This window comes from Mesorhizobium sp. M0938 (genome assembly GCF_040319125.1).
In the GTDB taxonomy this organism is placed as follows: Bacteria; Pseudomonadota; Alphaproteobacteria; order Rhizobiales; family Rhizobiaceae; genus Mesorhizobium; species Mesorhizobium robiniae.
On sequence record NZ_JAMYNS010000009.1, the window covers coordinates 1 to 19,945 of the forward strand.

General features: G+C 61.8%; 17 protein-coding genes and 1 riboswitch. Of the genes, 7 read left to right on the forward strand and 10 right to left on the reverse strand.

Annotation, left to right across the window (positions count from 1 at the left end):
- Window positions 1-345 precede the first annotated feature (345 nt).
- Window positions 346-1,335: a LysR family transcriptional regulator gene (locus NKH73_RS17320; protein WP_352933835.1), complete on the reverse strand. Its 990-nt coding sequence runs from the start codon at window positions 1,333-1,335 to the stop codon at window positions 346-348.
- 314 nt (window positions 1,336-1,649) lie between these two features.
- Here NKH73_RS17320 and chvE point away from each other — a divergent pair, with 314 nt between their 5' ends.
- From chvE to araD1, 4 genes are all read left to right on the forward strand, one after another.
- On the forward strand, window positions 1,650-2,714 hold the full coding sequence (chvE, locus tag NKH73_RS17325) for a multiple monosaccharide ABC transporter substrate-binding protein (protein WP_352933837.1): 1,065 nt from the start codon (window positions 1,650-1,652) through the stop codon (window positions 2,712-2,714).
- Window positions 2,715-2,814: 100 nt separating this feature from the next.
- Window positions 2,815-4,347: a multiple monosaccharide ABC transporter ATP-binding protein gene (gene mmsA / locus NKH73_RS17330; RefSeq protein WP_352933840.1), complete on the forward strand. Its 1,533-nt coding sequence runs from the start codon at window positions 2,815-2,817 to the stop codon at window positions 4,345-4,347.
- Window positions 4,344-5,636, forward strand: a complete 1,293-nt coding sequence (gene mmsB, locus NKH73_RS17335; RefSeq protein ID WP_352933843.1) for a multiple monosaccharide ABC transporter permease — start codon at window positions 4,344-4,346, stop codon at window positions 5,634-5,636. Before mmsA ends, mmsB begins: the two co-directional genes overlap by 4 nt.
- A 213-nt stretch (window positions 5,637-5,849) precedes the next feature.
- On the forward strand, window positions 5,850-6,842 hold the full coding sequence (araD1, locus tag NKH73_RS17340; protein ID WP_352933846.1) for an AraD1 family protein: 993 nt from the start codon (window positions 5,850-5,852) through the stop codon (window positions 6,840-6,842).
- Window positions 6,843-6,998: 156 nt separating this feature from the next.
- Here the strand turns inward: araD1 and NKH73_RS17345 are convergent, their stop codons facing one another.
- Complete coding sequence (locus tag NKH73_RS17345) at window positions 6,999-7,772, reverse strand: ABC transporter substrate-binding protein (RefSeq protein ID WP_352933850.1); 774 nt, start codon at window positions 7,770-7,772, stop codon at window positions 6,999-7,001.
- A gap of 80 nt (window positions 7,773-7,852) precedes the next feature.
- Window positions 7,853-8,962 (reverse strand): 2'-deoxycytidine 5'-triphosphate deaminase, encoded by a 1,110-nt coding sequence (locus tag NKH73_RS17350; RefSeq protein ID WP_352933853.1) that lies wholly within the window; start codon window positions 8,960-8,962, stop codon window positions 7,853-7,855.
- A gap of 170 nt (window positions 8,963-9,132) precedes the next feature.
- Window positions 9,133-9,210, forward strand: a riboswitch (SAM riboswitch).
- Between the two features lie 57 nt (window positions 9,211-9,267).
- Here NKH73_RS17350 and NKH73_RS17355 point away from each other — a divergent pair.
- The gene (locus NKH73_RS17355) at window positions 9,268-10,458 is read left to right on the forward strand and encodes an O-succinylhomoserine sulfhydrylase (RefSeq protein ID WP_352933856.1); all 1,191 of its coding nucleotides are present in this window, start codon (window positions 9,268-9,270) and stop codon (window positions 10,456-10,458) included.
- 24 nt (window positions 10,459-10,482) lie between these two features.
- On the opposite strand, the gene NKH73_RS17360 is transcribed toward NKH73_RS17355, so the two are convergent.
- Complete coding sequence (locus NKH73_RS17360) at window positions 10,483-11,628, reverse strand: ceramide glucosyltransferase (protein ID WP_352933859.1); 1,146 nt, start codon at window positions 11,626-11,628, stop codon at window positions 10,483-10,485.
- A gap of 327 nt (window positions 11,629-11,955) precedes the next feature.
- On the opposite strand from NKH73_RS17360, the gene apaG reads away from it, so the two are divergent.
- The gene (gene apaG / locus NKH73_RS17365) at window positions 11,956-12,348 is read left to right on the forward strand and encodes a Co2+/Mg2+ efflux facilitator ApaG/CorD (RefSeq protein WP_352933862.1); all 393 of its coding nucleotides are present in this window, start codon (window positions 11,956-11,958) and stop codon (window positions 12,346-12,348) included.
- Between the two features lie 6 nt (window positions 12,349-12,354).
- Here the strand turns inward: apaG and NKH73_RS17370 are convergent, their stop codons facing one another.
- The 3 genes from NKH73_RS17370 to NKH73_RS17380 all read right to left on the reverse strand — a co-directional run bounded on the left by NKH73_RS17370 (window position 12,355) and on the right by NKH73_RS17380 (window position 15,611).
- Window positions 12,355-13,389, reverse strand: a complete 1,035-nt coding sequence (locus NKH73_RS17370) for an Hsp33 family molecular chaperone (RefSeq protein ID WP_352933865.1) — start codon at window positions 13,387-13,389, stop codon at window positions 12,355-12,357.
- Window positions 13,390-13,482: 93 nt separating this feature from the next.
- Window positions 13,483-14,394: an ornithine carbamoyltransferase gene (argF, locus tag NKH73_RS17375; protein ID WP_352933868.1), complete on the reverse strand. Its 912-nt coding sequence runs from the start codon at window positions 14,392-14,394 to the stop codon at window positions 13,483-13,485.
- A gap of 17 nt (window positions 14,395-14,411) precedes the next feature.
- The gene (locus NKH73_RS17380; RefSeq protein WP_352933871.1) at window positions 14,412-15,611 is read right to left on the reverse strand and encodes an aspartate aminotransferase family protein; all 1,200 of its coding nucleotides are present in this window, start codon (window positions 15,609-15,611) and stop codon (window positions 14,412-14,414) included.
- A 352-nt stretch (window positions 15,612-15,963) separates the two neighbouring features.
- Here NKH73_RS17380 and NKH73_RS17385 point away from each other — a divergent pair, with 352 nt between their 5' ends.
- On the forward strand, window positions 15,964-16,482 hold the full coding sequence (locus NKH73_RS17385) for a GcrA family cell cycle regulator (protein WP_352933874.1): 519 nt from the start codon (window positions 15,964-15,966) through the stop codon (window positions 16,480-16,482).
- A gap of 108 nt (window positions 16,483-16,590) precedes the next feature.
- On the opposite strand, the gene NKH73_RS17390 is transcribed toward NKH73_RS17385, so the two are convergent.
- From NKH73_RS17390 to NKH73_RS17400, 3 genes are all read right to left on the reverse strand, one after another.
- Window positions 16,591-17,517, reverse strand: coding sequence for a magnesium and cobalt transport protein CorA (locus NKH73_RS17390; RefSeq protein ID WP_352934450.1), 927 nt, complete (start codon window positions 17,515-17,517; stop codon window positions 16,591-16,593).
- A 213-nt stretch (window positions 17,518-17,730) separates the two neighbouring features.
- Window positions 17,731-18,456, reverse strand: coding sequence for a phosphate signaling complex protein PhoU (phoU, locus tag NKH73_RS17395; protein ID WP_352934453.1), 726 nt, complete (start codon window positions 18,454-18,456; stop codon window positions 17,731-17,733).
- A gap of 98 nt (window positions 18,457-18,554) precedes the next feature.
- Window positions 18,555-19,817, reverse strand: coding sequence for an ATP-binding protein (locus NKH73_RS17400; protein WP_352933877.1), 1,263 nt, complete (start codon window positions 19,815-19,817; stop codon window positions 18,555-18,557).
- Window positions 19,818-19,945 lie beyond the last annotated feature (128 nt).

Genomic DNA, 19,945 nt, shown 5'->3' on the forward strand with positions numbered 1-19,945 from the left:
CTGGCCTCCGTCCAGCCAGCATCTTGAATCACAATCACGCCGCTTTGGGAATCCTACGATTCTCTCAAGAGATGAAACGCTCTAGCCTGCAAGAGCAGGACTGCTGGCCAATCGATTTTGCTACAGAGCAAACTCGTCGGCGGTGTGGGCGACCCGAGCGATATTCTGAATTGAAGCGGCTTGGCCGACGAGCCGTGCCGCGAAAGTACGATTTGTCGCCTGGATGCCAAGCGGAACAGCTGCGATAGCTATGCAACGAATCGCTTGAGTTAACAGCCTCCGGAGGGCACGACTAACCTGTTGGGTTCACTGATCCTGATGCGGGTTCGCTACCCGCTCCAGCCGTCAGCCCACCTCTCTCAAAATGAAGTCGTGCAGCATCTTGGCCGCCGGCGACAGCACGCGATTCTTCACGGTGATCAGGCTGTAGGGCCTGACCTCGATGTCGAACTCGGTCTGGACTACGTCGATGGCGCCCGCCAGCCCCTCGGGGTTCTGGATGAATTTCGCCACCTGGATCGACACCGGCGCGATGGCATCCGACTGCGCGACCATGACCAGGGTGAGCAGCAGCGAGCTGGTGTTGAGGATGCGGTCCGGCAGCGCGATGTTGCGGTTCAGGAAATTGCTTTCCATCGCCTGACGCAGCGGCGAGCCGCCCGACTGGAAAACCCAGTCGTAGGCGGCGGTCTCCTCCAGCCGCACCGCCTTGCCCTTGGCGAGCGGGTGGCCGCGGCGCACGATCAGGCAGGCTTTTTCGACGCCGATGACGCGAGCCTCGAACAGCCGCGGATTGAGGTCGTCGGGGACGCGCGCGATGATGAAATCGTGACGCGTGGCGATCAGCTCGCGCGCCAGCACATTGGAGGTCTCGACCTGCATGGTGATCTCGATACGCGGATAGATGCGCCGGATTTCGCGGATCGCCGGCACGGCGAGCTCGATCGCAGGGGCAGTTACCGCGCCCAGGAACACCGAGCCGCCCTTGCCAGCCTTGAGCTCTGAAATTTCGCGGTCGACCTCACGCATCTCGAGCAGGATCGAACGCGCGCGCCTCGCCAAGGCCTTGCCGTAGGGCGTCAGCGTGATGCCGCGCGGCAGCCTGTCGCACAGCTTGACGTCGAGCACCGCCTCCATCTCGGCGATCATGCGCGAGGCGGCGGGCTGAGAAATGTTCATGACCTGGGCTGCCGCGCTGACCCGGCCATGGTCATCGAGGGCTGCGATCATGCGCATGTGACGCAGGCTGAGGCCGCTGCGCAGCAGGATCTCTCCGTCGCCGGGGGGCTCTTCGTAACTGGCTGAAAGTCCATCAGGATTCCGCAGCGCCGCCATGGTCTTTTCTTGTCCCGCTCGTGGCCGACCCGGCAATTCGGCCAAGTCTTCGTCGGCTTTCAATATATCAGTTTCGGTATAGCAACCATCAAAGATCGCATTTGACAGTTATGGCAAAGAGCCACACCCTTTGCACGTCCTGAGGCTTGACCGTCGCCAGCGAGAAAAATCGCATCGACAGGAACCAGAGTCTCAGGGCCGATTGGGAGGATACCGGAGATCGATATGACGGCAGCGGCGCGTTTGGGCGCTCCTGCACGATCGCGCGGCCCACGAAACCCAGGGTGCGCGTCCATCAACCAGGGAGAGTTAATGTGAAGATCATCAAGACACTGGCCGCCGTCGCGGCCCTTGGCATCGCGGCCATGACGCTGCCTGCACAGGCAGGCGAAGGCCTCGTCGGCGTGCTGATGCCCACCAAGACCTCGCAGCGCTGGATCAACGACGGCGACGCCGTCAAGTCCCAGCTCGAGGCTCTGGGCTACACTGTCGACCTGCAATATGCGCAGGACGATATCCCCAATCAGCTCAGCCAGCTGGAAAACGAAATCACCAAAGGACCGAAAGCGCTGATCATCGCCTCGATCGACGGCACCACGATGTCGGACGCACTGCAGAAGGCGGCTGACGCCGGCGTCGTCGTCGTCGCCTATGACCGTTTGATCAAGAAGACGGCGAATGTCGACTACTACACGACATTCGACAATTTCGGCGTCGGCGTCATCCAGGCCAAATCGCTGCTCAAGGGCCTCGGCTATCCCGAGAACAAAGGTCCGTTCAACATCGAGCTGTTCGGGGGTTCGCCGGACGACAACAACGCCTTCTTCTTCTACAACGGCGCCATGTCGGTGCTGCAGCCGCTGATCGACGACAAGACGCTGGTCGTGAAGTCGGGCCAGATGGGCATGGACAAGGTTGGCACGCTGCGCTGGCTGGCGGCGACCGCTCAGGCCCGCATGGATAATTTGCTCTCCGCCAACTACTCGGATGGCAGCCGCGTCGATGGCGTTCTTTCGCCCTATGACGGCCTGTCGCGCGGCATCATCGCCTCGCTGCGCGCCGTCGGTTACGGCACTGCCGACCAGCCATGGCCAATCGTCACCGGCCAGGACGCCGAGACCGCTTCGGTCAAGGCGATCATCGCCGGCGAGCAGTACTCGACCGTGTTCAAGGACACCCGCGAACTCGCCAAGGCGACGGTCGAGCTCGTCGACAAGGTGCTCTCGGGCGGCAAGCCGGAAGGCCTCGACACCACGACCTACAACAACGACGTCAAGGTCGTTCCCTCGATCCTGCTGACGCCACATGAGGTCGACAAGTCGAACTACCAGGCCCTGGTGGTCGACTCCGGCTACATCAAGGCCGACGAGCTGAAGTAATCTCTGATATAAAGACTGGGGTCCTGCGCAATGCAGGGCCCCTTTTCGTTAACCAGCGAGGCCGGTATGTTTTGCCGATCTCGGAGGAGCTTAATTCCTGATGACCTCGACGATTTTGGAGATGCGCGACATCACCAAGACGTTCCCCGGCGTCAAGGCGCTGTCCAACGTCAATTTGCGCGTCGAAGAAGGCGAGATCCACGCCGTGGTCGGAGAGAACGGTGCCGGCAAGTCGACGCTGATGAAGGTGCTGTCGGGCGTGTATGCGTCCGGCACCTATGACGGCGCGATCATCTACCGTGGCGAAGAATGCCATTTCAAAGGCATCCATGACAGCGAACACAAAGGCATCGTCATCATCCACCAGGAACTTGCTCTGGTGCCGATGCTGTCGATCACAGAGAACATTTTCCTCGGCAACGAACACGCAAAATATGGCGTCATCGACTGGAATGCCAACGAGACGCGCACCAGCGCCCTGCTGAAGAAGGTGGGCCTCAAGGAGGATCCCAAGACGCTGATCACCAATATCGGCGTCGGCAAGCAGCAACTGGTCGAGATCGCCAAGGCGCTCAGCAAGGAAGTGAAGCTGCTGATCCTTGACGAGCCGACCGCGAGCCTGTCCGAAAAGGACAGCCAGGCGCTGCTCGATCTATTGCTCGAATTCAAGCGGCAAGGCATCACCTCGATCCTGATCTCGCACAAGCTCAACGAGGTCAACCGGGTCGCCGACAAAGTTACGATCATCCGCGACGGGCGGACCATCGAGACGCTGGCCAAGAAAGACATCCGCGAGGACCGCATCATCACCTCGATGGTCGGCCGCTCGCTCGACAACCGTTTCCCGCCGCGCGAGCCGAAGATCGGCGAGACCGTGCTCGAAGTGAAGGACTGGTCGGTCTATCACCCGATCCACGCCGATCGGCAGGTGATCAAGGGCATCGACATCGACGTCCGCAAGGGCGAGGTGGTCGGCATCGCCGGGCTGATGGGCGCCGGACGTACGGAATTCGCGATGAGTCTGTTCGGCAGGTCGTACGGCCGCCGCATCACCGGCGAAGTGCGCCTCAAAGGCAAGCCGATCGATATCTCTTCGGTGAGCAAGGCGGTGGAGCACGGCATTGCCTATGTCACCGAAGACCGCAAGACCTACGGGCTCAACCTGATCGATCATATCAAGCACAATATCACGTTGGCCAATCTTCCCGGCGTGTCGCGCCATAGCGTGATCGACGATATGCGCGAACTTGCGGTCGCCAACGAATACAAGGCCAAGACCAACATCCGCTCGTCCAGCGTCTATCAGATGACGGGCAATTTGTCGGGCGGCAATCAGCAGAAGGTGGTGCTGTCGAAATGGCTGTTCGCCAATCCGGAAGTGCTGATCCTCGACGAGCCGACGCGTGGCATCGACGTCGGTGCCAAGTATGAAATCTATACGATCATCGCGCGTCTTGCCTCCGAGGGTAAGGCGATCATCGTCATTTCGTCCGAGATGCCCGAGCTGCTCGGCATCACCGACCGCATCTACGTCATGAATGAAGGGCGCATCGTGGGAGAAATGGCCGCGGCCGACGCGAATCAGGAAAAAATCATGCGCGCCATAGTCCGGGGAGAAGGAAAAGCATCATGAGCACCGAAAGCGCTCCCGGGCCGCAGAGCGGCGTCGCCCAGGACCTCCAACAGACACCTCGCGTTGCCGTCTCGGCCCTGGTCACCAATCTGCGCGAATACGGCCTGATCCTGGCGCTGATCGCCATCATGCTCTTCTTCCAGTTCACGACGTCCGGAACGCTGTTCAAGCCGGTGAACCTGAGCAACCTGGTGCAGCAGAACAGCTTCATCATCGTGATGGCGCTGGGCATGCTTTTGGTGATCGTCTCCGGCCATATCGATCTCAGCGTCGGCTCCGTCGCCGGCTTCATCGGCGCGCTCGCGGCGATGATGATGGTCATCTGGCCGCTCGGCCCTTTGAGCAATCCGCTGGTGGTGTCGATCATCTGCCTGATCGTCGGTGGCGCAATCGGCGCGGCGCAAGGCTACTGGATTGCGTATCACCGAATACCGAGCTTCATCGTCACACTGGCCGGGATGTTGATCTTCCGCGGCATCTGCCAGGCGCTGCTCGGTGGCGGGTCTTCCGTGGGGCCGCTTCCGGTCGGTTTCAAGGCGCTCAGCTCCGGCTTCATTCCTGACGTGATCGGCTCATTGACGCTGATCCCGCCGGTCGTCAACGCCGCCGGCAAGACGATCGTCGGCAGCGGGCTGACGCTGCACATGACGACGATCGTGATCGGCCTCGTCGCCGTATTCGCTTATGCCTATTTCGGGCTCAGGGCACGGCGCAGCCGCGAGCGGCATGGCTATGAAGCCGAACCTTTCATGCTGTTCGTCGTCAAGACCCTGGTGACCAGCGCCCTGGCGCTGTTCCTGGTCTACCAGTTCGCCACCTACAGAGGCCTGCCGATCGTCCTTGTGGTGATGGGCGCGCTGATCGCCCTGTTCGTCTTCGTCACCAAACGCATGACGATCGGCCGCCGCATCTATGCGATGGGCGGCAATGCCAAGGCGGCGCAGCTATCAGGCATCAAGACCGAACGGCTCACCCTTCTGGTGTTCGTCAATATGGGCGTGCTGTCGGCGCTTGGCGGCCTGATCATCGCGGCGCGCCTGGGGCAGGCCGTGCCGGCGGCGGGCCTCGGCAGCGAGCTCGATGTCATCGCCGCCGTGTTCATCGGCGGCGCTTCGGCGATGGGCGGCGTCGGCCAGGTCATCGGCGCTGTGGTCGGCGGTTTCATCATGGGTGTCATGAACAACGGCATGTCGATCATGGGCGTCAATGTCGACTGGCAGCAGGTAGTCAAAGGCCTGGTGCTGCTCGGTGCCGTGGTCTTCGACGTCTACAACAAGAACAAGGGTTGAGCCGGGAGAAACCTGGCCGGACGAGGAAACCATACGGGTCACATCGCGGCTGCCGGCAAGAGCCGGTGCGAAGAAGTCTCCTGAGAGACCAGGCCAGCGAGCGCAATCCGGACAAAGAATTTCACCCGTGGCACGGATTGGTCCCGAGCCGCGCAGGTCAGGGTTTGCCGAATGGGCAGCCGGGCCAAAGCACCAGAGAGAAGAGGGTACATCATGCTGATCTCCCAGATCCTCGACGACGCCGAAACGATTCGGGTCGTTGCCCGCAATGGCGGCAAGACCAGGATCATTAACGGCGCCCGCAGCGTTTATTCGCTGGCAATGGAGGCTGCACGCACCGGCAGCGGACTTGTCGCTCTCATCGAGCGCAAAGGATTCGGTGAAGCGATCGACCTCGATGCCGCCTATAAAAAGGGACGGCTTTTGTCGCCGATCAACCATCCGGATCCGGCGCATCTCCACCTCACCGGCACTGGATTGACGCATCTCGGTTCTGCCGCGACACGCGACGCCATGCACAAGAAGCTAAGCACCGACGGCGGGGAGCAGCTCACGGATTCCATGAAGATGTTCCGCATGGGACTGGAAGGCGGCAAGCCGGCCAAGGGCCAGACGGGGGTCCAGCCTGAGTGGTTCTATAAGGGAAACGGCACCATGGCGGTGGCGCCCGGTGCGGCGCTTCTGTCGCCCGCTTTCGCCCAGGATGCCGGCGAGGAACCGGAGGTTGCCGGCATCTATGTCATCGGCGACGACGGGGCGCCGTTCCGTGTCGGCTTCACGCTGTCGAACGAATTTTCAGACCACGTCACCGAGCGCGTGAACTATCTGTTCCTGGCGCACTCGAAGCTGCGCAACGCCTCTTTCGGGCCGGAGATCCTGATTGGCGATTTGCCGGCCGACATCAGGGGTTCGTCGCGCATCGTTCGCGACGGCAAGCTGCTGTGGGAAAAGCCGTTCCTGTCGGGCGAGGCGAACATGTCGCACACCATCGCCAATCTCGAACATCACCACTTCAAATACTCGGCCTTCCGCCAGCCGGGCGACGTGCATGTGCACATGTTCGGCACGGCGACGCTGTCCTTCGCCGACGGCGTCAGGACCGAGGCCGGCGACGTGTTCGAGATCGAGGCCAAGGATTTCGGCCTGCCGCTGCGCAACCCGCTGGAAATCGAGCAGCCGATGAAGGTGTCGGTGAAGGCACTGTAGCGGGTGATCTCCGGGGAGATGTCGCCGAAGGCGACAGAGGGGGTCGTCTCGCGTAGAGCGCCAGCCCCTGCGTCCGTGATAAGAGCCGAGCCCGGCCGGACCGACCCCCTCTGGCCTGCCGGCCATCTCCCCTCAAGGGGGGAGATTGGCAGTTCCTCAATAAATATCGAAGTCGAAATACTTGGCCTGGATCTTCTTGTAGGTTCCGTCGGCGACGATGGCGTCTATGGCGGCGTTGAGTTTTTCGCGCAGCGCATTGTCTTCCTGACGCACGGCGATGCCTGCTTCCGTCTCGGTGCCCTTGACGTCACCAACCATCTTGCAGCAGCCGTCGCTCGATTTCTTCATCCAGTCCATCAGCACGAACTTGTCTGAGAGGACCGCATCGAGGCGGCCGTTCATCAGGTCGGCAACCGCCTCCTCCTGGGTCGGATAGAGCTTAGCCTCGGCGCCGGCCTTGCCATAGACATCCTGTGCATAGTCGGCCTGGGTGGTCGAAGCCTGGGCGCCGACTGTCTTGCCGGCGAGTGCGGCGGGTTCGGTCGAGGCAATATCGCTGTCCTTCAAGGCCACCAGCGAAAGCGGTGTCGTATAGTATTTGTTGGTGAAGGAGACCTGCTTCTTGCGCTCCTCGGTAATGCTCATGGACGCGACGATGGCGTCGAATTTTCTGGCCTGGAGCGCCGGAATCATGCCGTCCCAGTCCTGCGTGACAAGTTCGCACTCGGCCTTCATCTGAGCGCAAAGCGCCTCGGCGATGTCGATATCGAAGCCGACGAGCTTGCCGTCCGCGGCGATGGTGTTGAACGGCGGATAGGCGCCTTCGGTGGCGATCTTCAATTTTTCCTGTGCTTGCGCCGACAAGGAGCCGGCCGATATCACCAGCATGGCGGCTGTTGCTGCCGATGCGATCCATCTTGAAATCTGCATTTTTTGTTCCCTTGGTTCAGAGCCACCCTGACGGCTGGGCATAGCCAAGCACGACCCGCATGGTTCAGGCAAGCACGGTCTCAGTCGTGATCGGCGATCAGCGCGGCGCGGAAATGCTTGGACAGTTTCAGGCCCTGCGCCTGGTAGTTCGAGCCGAGATCGGTGCCGTAGAGCGCCTGCGGCCGCTTCAGCATGTGCTCGTAGACCAGCCGTCCGACGATCTGGCCGTGGTCGAGGATGAACGGCACTTCGTGACTGCGCACTTCGAGCACCGCCCTGCTGCCGGTGCCGCCGGCCGCCGAATGGCCAAAGCCCGGATCGAAGAAGCCGGCATAATGGACGCGGAATTCGCCGACCAGCGGATCGAAGGGCGTCATCTCGGCGGCATAGAGCGGCGGCACATGCACCGCCTCCTGGCTGACGAGGATATAGAATTCGTCCGGATCGAGCACCAATTCGCCGGCACCGCTCTTGTAGAGCGGCTCCCAGAAGTCGACGACATCCTGCGCGGCGCGCTTGTCGACGTCGACCAGCCCGGTGTGGTGCTTGCCACGGTAACCGACCAGGCCATCCTTATCGCCATCGAGATCGATCGACAGCGCGATGCCGCCACCGGAAATATTGGGTGGCTCGGTGGCGACGAGCGTCTCGGCACGGTGCAATTCGTGCAGCTCGCCTTCCGACAAAAGCGCATTGCCGGTGCGGAACCTGATCTGCGACAGCCGCGAGCCGGCGCGGACGACGATCGGAAAGGTGCGCGGACTGACTTCCAGATAGAGCGGGCCGCTATAGCCGGCAGCGATCTTGTCGAACTCGTGGCCGCGATCGGTCATCACGCGGGTGAAGATGTCGAGCCGTCCGGTCGAGCTCTTCGGGTTGGCCGAGGCCGAAATGTTTGCCGGAAGCGCCAGGCTCTCGAGCAGCGGGACGATATAGACGCAGCCCGTCTCCAGCACCGCACCGTCGGCAAGATTGATTTCGTGCAGCTTCAGACGGTCGAGTTTTTCAGCGACCCTGTGGTTTGGGCCAGGCAGGAAAGAGGCGCGTACCCGCCAGGCCTTGTCGCCAAGCCTGAGGTCGAGGCTGGCTGGCTGGATCTGGTCGGCGTCGAGCGCGCGCAGCGACGTCAGCGCACCCGACTGGAACAGCGCGGAAATGTCCTGATCGGGAAGAATGCCTGTCTGCCGCAAAGTCTGGCTCCGCTTGAAGGCCGGGCAAGGTCTCGTTTCTTGCAGATTCGTGTCGCAAAACCGTGAGACACCCTCAGGGCGGACCCGAGGGCAGGCTTTTGCGGAACCTGCTGGTACAAACCTCTTAATCATGCCGGCAATTGACGCAAGCGAGGTCCGGGTCTAAAGGATCGTTATCCCGTGGTGATTTGGCCGGTCGGCTTGCAGCCACGTTAAACAAGTCGCTAAAGGACCGTCGGGCCGCAAGGCCGTATGGACCGGTTGCGACTTTCGCGGCCGGTTTTTTTGTGTCTGGAACAAAAGTGATGACAAGCAAGAAGCGTAACTGGAAACCTCAGACAGCACTCGTGCATAGCGGGACCTTGCGTTCCGGCTTCGGCGAGACCTCCGAGGCGATGTACCTCACCCAGGGCTATGTCTACGACACCGCGCAAGCGGCCGAGGCCCGCTTCAAGGGCGAGGAACCGGGCTTCATCTATTCGCGCTACGCCAATCCGACGGTCGACATGTTCGAGAAGCGCATGTGTGCGCTGGAAGGCGCCGAAGATGCCCGCGCCACAGCGTCCGGCATGGCTGCGGTGACGGCGGCGCTGCTGTGCAGCGCCAGGGCCGGCGACCATATCGTGGCGGCGCGCGCGCTGTTCGGCTCCTGCCGCTGGGTGGTCGAAACACTGGCGCCGAAATACGGCATCGAGGCGACGCTGGTCGACGGCACCGAAATCGGCAATTGGGAAAAGGCGGTCAGGCCCAACACCAAGCTGTTCTTCCTTGAAAGCCCGACCAATCCGACGCTGGAAGTCGTCGACATCGCAGCCGTTGCCTCGCTTGCCAATTCAATCGGCGCGCGGCTGATCGTCGACAATGTCTTTGCCACGCCCTTGCAGCAGAAGCCGTTGCAGCTCGGCGCCCATATCGTCGTCTACTCGGCGACCAAGCACATCGACGGCCAGGGCCGCTGCCTCGGCGGCGTCATCCTGTCGGACAAGAAGTGGATCGACGAGAACCTGCACGACTATTTCCGCCACACCGGCCCCAGCCTGTCGCCGTTTAACGCATGGACGCTGCTGAAGGGCCTCGAGACGCTGCCGCTGCGCGTGCGCCAGCAGACGGAAAGTGCCGGCCGGATCGCGGATTTTCTTGCCGAGCGGCCGGAGATCGCCCGCGTCATCTATCCGGGCCGCGCCGACCACCCGCAGGCGGCGGTCGTCAAGAAGCAGATGTCGGGCGGCTCGACGCTGATCTGCCTCGACGTCAAGGGCGGCAAGCAGGCGGCCTTCGCCTTCCAGAACGCGCTCGATATCGTGCTGATTTCCAACAATCTCGGCGACGCCAAGAGCCTGATCACCCATCCGGCGACAACGACGCACAAGAATCTGAGCGATGAGGCGCGCGCCGAACTCGGCATCGGGCCGGGCACGCTGAGGCTGTCCGTCGGACTTGAGGACACGGACGATCTGCTCGCGGATGTCGAGCAGGCACTTAAATCAGCCAAATAGCAGTCGCCGCGCGGCAGGGATTTCTCAGACGCTTTCTTCCAACTCGGTCATAGCCTTGGTGCGGATGGTCATGGCATTGCCGCGCCATTCGACAGCACCGCCCAGCCAGCCACGTGCCCAGATGGCGGGAAGCACCGTATCCCGCACGATCATCGCGGTGACGGTGCGTGGCGAGAGATACCAGCCCTTGGACCAGGCGAGCATGCATTCCGGCAGATAGGCAATCAGCAGTACGCATAAAGCCGTGGTGGGCAAGCTGACGCCGGCACTTGTCGCCGCAATCAGCGCCAACAGCAGTGGCATTGCCGCGCCGGTTAATATCTCGGGCGCGAAGAACAGCGGGAAGGTGACGCGGCGCAGCCGCGCCCAGCGGGCCTGGCGCGACCAAATTTCGCCAAATGTACGCTGGCCGAGCGGCTGCTCGAATGGCGAGGCGACGAGGTTGACGCGCAAACCGAGCCCATTGACCAGCTTGGTCGCAGCGGCGTCCTCAGCGATCTCGGCGGCGAGCGCGTGGATACCGCCGTTCGCGTCAAGCATCGGCTTGTTCCACAGCATGCTCTTGCCCTGGGCAAAGCCGAGGCCAAGTGCCTCACCGGCATATTGCCAGCGCGCCTGCAGCGTGTTGAGGAAAGCGCATTCGACTTCAGCCCAGAAGCCATCCGGCCGCGAGCCGATCGGGGTCGAGCAGACAAGGCCTGTGGTCGGCCGCCATGCGGCCATCAGGTGCTGGATATAGTCTTTGGGCATCAACACGTTGGAGTCGGCAAGGATGACCCAGTCGTGGCGTGCGGCTTCCCAACCCTTGGCGCAGTTATTGAGCTTGGGATTGGCGCTAATGCGGTCATCGCCGGTGAGCAGCCGCGCCGGCACATTGGGATAGCGGGCAATAGCGGCGTTGATGAGATTGACTACTGGATCGTCGGCATGGGCGACGCAGAAGATCAGTTCATAGTGTGGCCAATCGAGCGAGAAGGCGCGCTGAAGCGTCTCCTCGGTGAACGGCTCGACGCCACGCGACGGCACGACAATCGAGAGAGGCGGCGGCTTCCCGGAGGGTGCAGCGATGACATGCCGCTTCTTCAGCCGCGACGAGGCGAGCATGATGCTGGCGAGATTTGAAAGAAGAAGGGCTGAAGATGCAACGGCGGCTGCGAGAGTCAGTTCCATCGAGATCTGGTCACTCCGGAAAGGCCGCCTGCGGCCGTTTCATGAGAGCGCCGCGTCCATTTGGACGCGCAAAGGACGCTCTAACGCTTTTTGAGTCTACCGCATCGTGTTTTCCGAAAATCGAATTCGATTTACGGGCCGATGTGGTAGTCGACAGAGCGCCCGAGTCGCCCCGGCACGGTCTGTGCACACCAACATTGTCATGTGTCACTTAAATGACATTGTTTTTCGGCACGGGCGCTTTGAGGTCGGCAAACGGGGTCTGCGCTCCCGCATCAAACCGCGCAGCGGGACAAATGTTCCCTGCCGCAGCAACCGGAGTAATCCATGTACCGCGCCGTCACGCGCAACATCGAAGTGCTGGTCAGGCCGTTCTATCTGGAAGATCGCTCGGACCCGACGGAGAACCGCTATGTCTGGGGTTATCACGTAACCATAGACAATCAGTCGGACGAGTTCGTTCAGCTTCTGTCGCGCTATTGGCATATCACGGACGGCGCCGGCCGCGTCGAGGAAGTGCGCGGCGCCGGCGTCGTTGGCGACCAGCCCGAGCTCAACCCCGGCGACAGCTATCAATATACGTCCGGTTGCCCGTTGCCGACGCCTTCCGGCATCATGGTTGGCCACTACACGATGCGCAACAAGCGGGGCGAGACGTTCGATATCGCCATCCCCGCCTTTTCGCTCGACTTGCCGGGCACACGGCGCACCGTCAACTGACAGCTGTTACTGCGCCGCGGTAAATTCCGCTGGGTCGAAGTCATACTGCTTCGAGCAGAATTCGCAGGCGACGTGAATGCCGCCATCCTCGGTGCTGTCCCTGATCTCGTCGGCGGAGAAGCCTTCGAGAATGCCGCGGATCCTCTCCTTGGAACATGAGCACTGGTCAGCGACCGGAACGCCGCCGAAGACGCGGACGCCGTGCTCGTGGAACAGCCGGTAAAGCAGCCGCTCGGCGCCGATCGTCGGGTCGATCAGTTCCGTCGGTTCGATCGTACCGAGCAAAGCCAGCAATTCCTGCCAGGAATTGTCGGCGGGATCGTGGATCTCGCCGCGCGGATCGCCGTCGCCGCCCGGAAGGTCGGGCACGCGCATGCGCTCGGGCGATTGCGGCAGGAATTGCGCCAGGATGCCACCGGCGCGCCACTGCTCGCGGGCGCCGCCGATGCCGGGCGTCAACAGCTTGGCCACCGAGAGCCTGAGATCGGTCGGGATCTGTTCCGACTGGCGAAAATAGGTGCGCGCGGCCTCCTCCAGCGTCTCGCCGTCAAGCTGGACGATGCCCTGATAGCGCTGCGTGTGGGCGCCCTGGTCGATGGTCAGCGCCAGGACGCCGCTGCCGAGCAGCGTCTGCTGCGACGTCTCGCCGGCGGCGGTCAGCGCCTCCAGCCGGTCGGCATCGAAACGCGCATAGGCGCGCAGCGCCGACGGCGTGGAAAAATCCGCGACCAGCATGTCTACCGGCCCGTCGGTGCGGGTCTGCAGGATGAACTTGCCCTCGAACTTGAGCGAGGTGCCAAGCAGCACCGTCAGCACGCAGGCTTCCGCCAGCAGGCGGGCGACCGGCTCGGGATAGTCGTGACGGCTGAGGATCGCGTCGAGCATAGGCCCGAGCTGGACGGTGCGGCCGCGCACGTCGAGCGGGCCGACCTCGAAGGGCACGACATGATCGTCGCCGGCGTAGCCGAATTCGCCGAGTTTGGGTTGATGTTCAGCCAACTGATGAGTTTCCAACATGACAAAGCTCCGGGGCGCGGCCATGCCGCCCTCCGGGGCGCATGCGTCGAAACGCGCTCGATTTGCGTGATGCAGTTGAGATAGGCATCACGCGCTTCCGGATCAAGGCGGCCCGGATCAAGCGCCGAGGCACCAGGCCAAAACCGCCTTCTGGGCGTGGAGTCGATTCTCGGCCTCATCGAACACCACCGAATGCGGCCCGTCGATGACTTCGTCGGTGACCTCCTCGCCGCGATGCGCCGGCAGGCAATGCATGAATAATGCGTCCGGTTTTGCCTTCGCCATCAGCGCCGCATTGACCTGGTAGGGTGAAAAGACATTGTGGCCGCGCGCACGATGCTCCTGGCCCATAGACACCCAGCAGTCGGTGACGACGCAGTCGGCCTCGTGCACCGCCTCCTCGGGCGAGCGGGTGAAATGCAATTTACCGCCATGCGCTCTCGACCAGTCGATATGCTTCTGCGCCGGCTCACTGCCTTCCGGCACGGCGACATTCAGGTTGAAGCGAAACCGCGCCGAGGCTTCCAGCAGGGAATGCAGCACATTGTTGCCGTCGCCGGTCCAGGCGATGGTCTTGCCGGCAACCGGGCCGCGATGTTCCTCGAAGGTCATGATGTCGGCCATCAGCTGGCAGGGATGGGTATCGTCGGTCAGCCCGTTGATGACGGGAATGGTGGCGTTCTCGGTCAGCTCCAGCAGCCGGTCATGCGATGTCGTGCGGATCATGATCGCATCGACATAGCGCGACAGCACCTTGGCCGTGTCGGCGATGGTTTCGGAGCGGCCGAGCTGCATCTCGGTGCCGGTCAGCATGATGGTCTCGCCGCCGAGCTGGCGCATGCCGACGTCGAAGGACACGCGCGTGCGCGTCGACGGCTTGTCGAAGATCATGGCCAGCACCTTGCCTTCGAGCGGCTTGGTCCGCTCGCCGGCCTTGAGCTTTGTCTTCCGCACGACCGCATCGTCCAGCATGAAGCGCAGATCGCCTTCGGAAACGGCGGAAAGATCGGTGAAATGGCGAAGGCTCATTTGGGGTCTTTCGACTGTTACTTCGCGGCAGCCGCGGCGATGGCATCCGCCAGGCCCCGGGCGCCGGTGCGGATGCGGTCGAGCGCTTCATGGATCTCAGCATCGGTGACGGTGAGCGGCGGTAGCAGGCGGATGACATTGTCGCCCGCCGGAACCGTCAGCAGATGCTGATCGCGCAGCGCCGTGTTCACCTTGGTGTTGGGCATCGCACATTTCAGGCCGAGCATCAGCCCGGTTCCCCTGATGTCTTCTATGACATCAGGAAATTCATCGGCAACGCCCGCCAGCCCCTGCTTCAACAACAGCGCCTTGCGCTGGACATCCTCCAGGAAGCCGTCTTCCAGCACCACGTCGAGCACGGCGTTGCCGACCGCCATCGCCAGCGGATTGCCGCCGAAAGTGGTGCCATGCACGCCAGCGGTCATACCGACCGCCGCCTCGTCGGTGGCCAGGCAGGCGCCCATCGGAAAGCCACCGCCGATGCCCTTGGCGATTGCCATGATATCAGGCGTCACACCGGACCATTCATGCGCGAACAGTTTTCCGGTGCGGCCGATGCCGCACTGGACCTCATCGTAAATCAAGAGCAGGTCATGCTGCTCACAGAGCTGCCGGAGCCGCTTCAGCGACTGTGTCGGCACCGGGCGGATGCCGCCTTCGCCCTGTACCGGCTCGATCAGGATCGCTGCGGTCTCCGACGTGATCGCCTTTTCGGCGGCGTCGATGTCATCGAAACCGACCTGATCGAAGCCTTCGACCTTGGGCCCGAATCCTTCGAGATATTTGTATTGGCCGCCCGCTGCTATCGTCGCCAGGGTGCGGCCGTGGAAAGCGCCTTCGAAGGTGATAATACGAAAACGTTCTGGATGGCCCTTGACGAAGTGGTAGCGCCGCGCCGTTTTGATCGCACATTCCAGCGCCTCGGCGCCGGAATTGGTAAAGAACACCTTGTCGGCGAAGGTGGCGTCGACCAGCCGCTCACCCAGCCGTCTCTGCTGCGGAATCTCGTAGAGGTTGGAGATATGCCAGAGCTTGGCGGCCTGCTCTGTAAGTGCAGCGACCAGATGTGGATGGCTGTGGCCCAACGAATTCACGGCAATGCCGCCAGCAAAATCGAGATATCGTTCGCCCTTGTCGGTAATCAGCCAAGTGCCTTCCCCGTGGTCGAAGGCCAGGGGTGCGCGGGTAAAGGTCTCGAAAAGCGCCGAACCGCTCATTATATGCGTCTCCGGAACCGGAAAATCAAAAAGCCGCCAAAGCGGCGGCCTTTGCGGCTTATCGTGTTTTTCAGCCATGAAGTCAACGAAAACGTCGCGCAAAGACACGCGACAAGCCTCCCAGCCAGATGCCGGCTCATAAGCGACCGGGCAAGTTGGGGAAAACCGAAAAAACCGATTCGTGTTGCCCTCGGGACTCTTGTCACCGAGTCAGCGCATAAGGTAATTGTAGTCGAGAAATAACTAGATTTCGTGCGGCGGACCTAATCACCCGATATATGTGGTGTCTGCCCGGCAGAAGCCGGGTCGGGATTGGATTCCGATTGCCTCACGCCTCAGCAGGAGCGCGGTCATGAACTGGACTGACGAGCGAGTAGAACTTCTTAGAAAATTGTGGTCGGAGGGACTGAGCGCCAGCCAGATCGCCGCACAGCTTGGAGGCGTCAGCCGCAATGCGGTCATCGGCAAAGTGCATCGGCTGAAACTGTCGGGCCGCGGGCGTTCAACCGCCACGCCGGCGCGTCAGAAAAAGAGCGTACAGGGATCGACCGTCCAGAAATCGGTGTCACGGGCAGCAAGCACCGCGCGGCATATCACCACGTCGATCGGCGCGACGGCGCTGCAGGCGCAATTCGACGCCGAGCCTGTCGCGCGTCATTACATCCGCCCGGTCGAGAATGTCGTCGTGCCGATTTCACGGCATCTTCAACTCGTCGAGCTGACCGAGCGGACATGCAAATGGCCCAATGGCGATCCGCTTTCGGAAGAGTTCCATTTCTGCGGCAACGACGCGGCCGAAACCGGGCCCTATTGCAAGTACCACGCCCGGGTTGCGTTCCAGCCCGCTTCGGAGCGGCGGCGCAGCCGCTGAGCGAATGGCGAATAGGGAGTAGCGAATAGGGCAAGAAAGACCTTGCACCTTTCTGCAAAGGCCAAAGCTGTTTCTATTCACTATTCACTATTCGCTATTCGCTCTCTTTCACAGCCAGCCGCTCTTGCGGAAACGCCAGTAGAGAACTGAGCAGACCAAAATAATCGCTCCCAGAACGACCGGGTAGCCATATTCCATCCTAAGTTCCGGCATGTCGTTGAAGTTCATGCCGTAGATGCCTGCGAGCGCCGTCGGCACCGCCAGGATTGCAGCCCATGAGGCGAGCTTCTTGGTGATCGCCGTTTCCTGGCTCTGGCCAACCAGGAGGCTCGCCTCGAAGGCAAATGCGAGCACCTCCCGTAAGCTGTCGATCTTCTCCTGGACGGTGCGGATGTGGTCGGTGACGTCGCGGAACAGAGGGTGCATAGCCGCATGGATCTGCGGCAGGTCGGCGCTGGTCAGCCGGCGGCAGACTTCCACCAGCGGCAGTGCCGCATTGCGCAGGCGCAACAGGTCGCGGCGCAACATGTAAAGCCGTTCTATGTCGGAGCCGGCCATAGGTTTCAGCAGAACCTTGTCCTCGATCGCCTCGACCTCATCCTCGATCTGCTCGAGCACCGGCATGTAGTTATCGACGATGAAATCGAGAATGGCGTAGAGGACGAAATCCTCGCCCTTGGCCAGCGAATGCGGGCAACTTTCCCAGTGCTGACGAACCGCGGCATAAGAGGTTGATGGGCCGTGCCTGACGCTGACGATGTAGCCGGCACCGACGAACAGATGGGTTTCGCCGAAGGTGACACGACCGTCGATCAATTGAGCCGTGCGGGCAACGATGAACAAGGCGTCGCCATATTGCTCGATCTTGGGCCGCTGATGCGGATGCTCTGCGTCCTCGATCGCCAGATCATGCAGATGGAATTGCGCCTGGACGCGAAGCAACAGATTGCGGTCGGGCTCCAGCAGGCCGATCCAGACGACATGGTCTGGCTTCTTGGCCCATTCGCCAGCTTCCTCGATCGGAATGTCGGCGATACGCCGGCCGGCCGTTTAGACGCCGGAAGCGATGATGCTGGTCGGCGGCGGCGCAGGCATGAACTCCCGAACATATTCCATCGCAGCCTCCTGAAAGCGTGGCCTTCATCGCGGAACTGAGAAGCTTACGTCCGGATAGTTTAGCGCAGTTTCATGAAGCGTTCGAGAGGCAGAGCGAGATGAGTTCAGACGGGATCTTCTCGCTCTGGCCGTTTACTTAGCGGGTAGCGCTGCCGGAAGAACAATCTTGTCCGTCTTGTCGCCCTTTGGCCGCTCGGCCGGCATCTGGTCGCCGGTGACGATGTAATAGATCGTCTCGGCGATGTTGGTGGCGTGGTCGCCGATCCGTTCGATGTTCTTGGCGCAAAATAGCAGGTGCGTACAAGGCGTGATGTTGCGCGGATCTTCCATCATGTAGGTCAGCAACTCGCGAAACAGCGACGTGTACACCGCGTCGATCTGGTCGTCGCGGTCACGCACGAAACCGATCTTTTCCACCGAGCGCGATGCGTAGACGTCGAGCACTTCCTTGAGCTGCGTCAACGCCAGGTCGGCCAAGGCCTCGATGCCACGGAACAGGCTGGTCGGCTGGCGCCCTTCTGTGACGGCAACCACGCGCTTGGCGACATTCTTGCCGAGATCACCAACCCGTTCGAGGTCCGCCGAGATGCGGATCGCGCCGACGATCTCACGCAGATCCGTCGCCATCGGCTGACGCTTGGCGATGATGACGATCGCCTTGTCGTCGATCTCGCGCTGGCCTTCGTCCAGAACGAGATCGTCGCGGATCACCTTTTGGGCAAGGCCGGGGTCGGCATTGACCAGGGCCGCGATCGCTTGTTCGACCATGCGTTCGGCATGCCCGCCCATCGCGGCGATGCGCTTTGACAGGTATTTCAGCTCCTCGTCATAGGCGCTGACGATGTGCACGGACTGCATGGAAATGCCTTCCATAGTGAGTCGTTTCCTCGAATCCCCGCTGATACGCTAGCCGGATGACAGAAAAAAGAAAAAGCCCGTTGATACCTAGCGCAGCGCTAGTGTGCCGGCAAATGAACCGAGAAGACAGCACCCTTGCCCACCTCCGACTTGATCGAGAGCCTGGCGTTGTGACGTGTCAGGATATGCTTGACGATGGACAGGCCGAGGCCGGTGCCTTTCTGGGTCCTGCTGTTCTCGACATCGACACGGTAGAAGCGCTCGGTGATGCGCGGAATGTGCTCCTCGGGAATGCCGGGACCGAAGTCTCTGACAGTGACGTCGATGCCCGGCTCGGGGCCGGCATCGTTGTGCGCAATCGTCACCACGACACGCCCGCCCGACTGTCCGTATTTGCAAGCGTTTTCCAGCAGATTTTCGAAGACCTGGAAAAGTTCGTCGCGATCTCCGGGCACATCGAGCGGCCCTTCCGCGAACTCCCGTTCGATGGCGATGCCGTTCTCCCTGGCAAGCGGCCCGAGCGAATCGATGACGCTGTCGAGGGTCTGGCGGAGGTCGACCTCGGTTCCCGGCTTCAGATAGGGTTTCATCTCCAGTCGCGACAGCGACAACAGGTCGTCGATCAGCCGCGCCATGCGGCCGGTCTGGTTCTGCATGATCTGCAGGAACTGCTCGCGTGCTGCCGGGTCGTTGCGGGCCGGGCCGCGCAACGTCTCGATAAAGCCGGAGATCGAGGCGAGCGGAGTGCGCAGTTCGTGGCTGGCATTGGCGATGAAGTCGGCGCGCATCCGGTCGATCCGGCGCGCCTCACTCTGGTCCTTGAAGACCAGAACATAGAGGTCGGTGCCATGGCCGACCGAGGACGCACTCACCCGGTAGGCGCGTTCGACCGGCAGCTTTTCGGTATAGTCGACGACGTCCGAAGCGGCGACCCCCGTTAAAATGCTGTCCAGCAAGGCCTGCATCTCTGGCGCACGGAATTTCAGCGACAGCGACATGCCCGGTGCGATACCGCCGAAGGCAGCGAAGGCGGCGGCGTTGGCATGGACGATCGTGGCGGTGCGATCGAAAATGATCAGAGGATCTGCAACGGCCGCCGCGAGATATTCTCCCGACAGCTGTTGCAGCCCGCTCGTCTCTATCGCAGCGGCATCCTCGGCGGACTGGCGCGGTGCGCCGGCCGGCAGCATCGCGGCGACAAGCAGCAGCCCGGCACATGCCAGTATCACCGCGTAGCCGGATGCGAAAACATAGACCGTCAAGACCGCGACGATGCCGGCAGCCAGCAGCCAGCGGTTGTTCCACAGCCGGACGGCAACGGCTTGAGCCGCGCTTCGCTGTTCTGCGCCCATGTCAGCCATTGTCAGCCATTCGCGCGCGCCGTGCCTCCGCCTCAACCGGCCGGCCGGTTGGAAACTTGCCGCTGGACCGGCATTAGAGTGCCGTGCGTCCAATCGGACGCACAAGAACGCTCTTCCAGCTTTAGTCC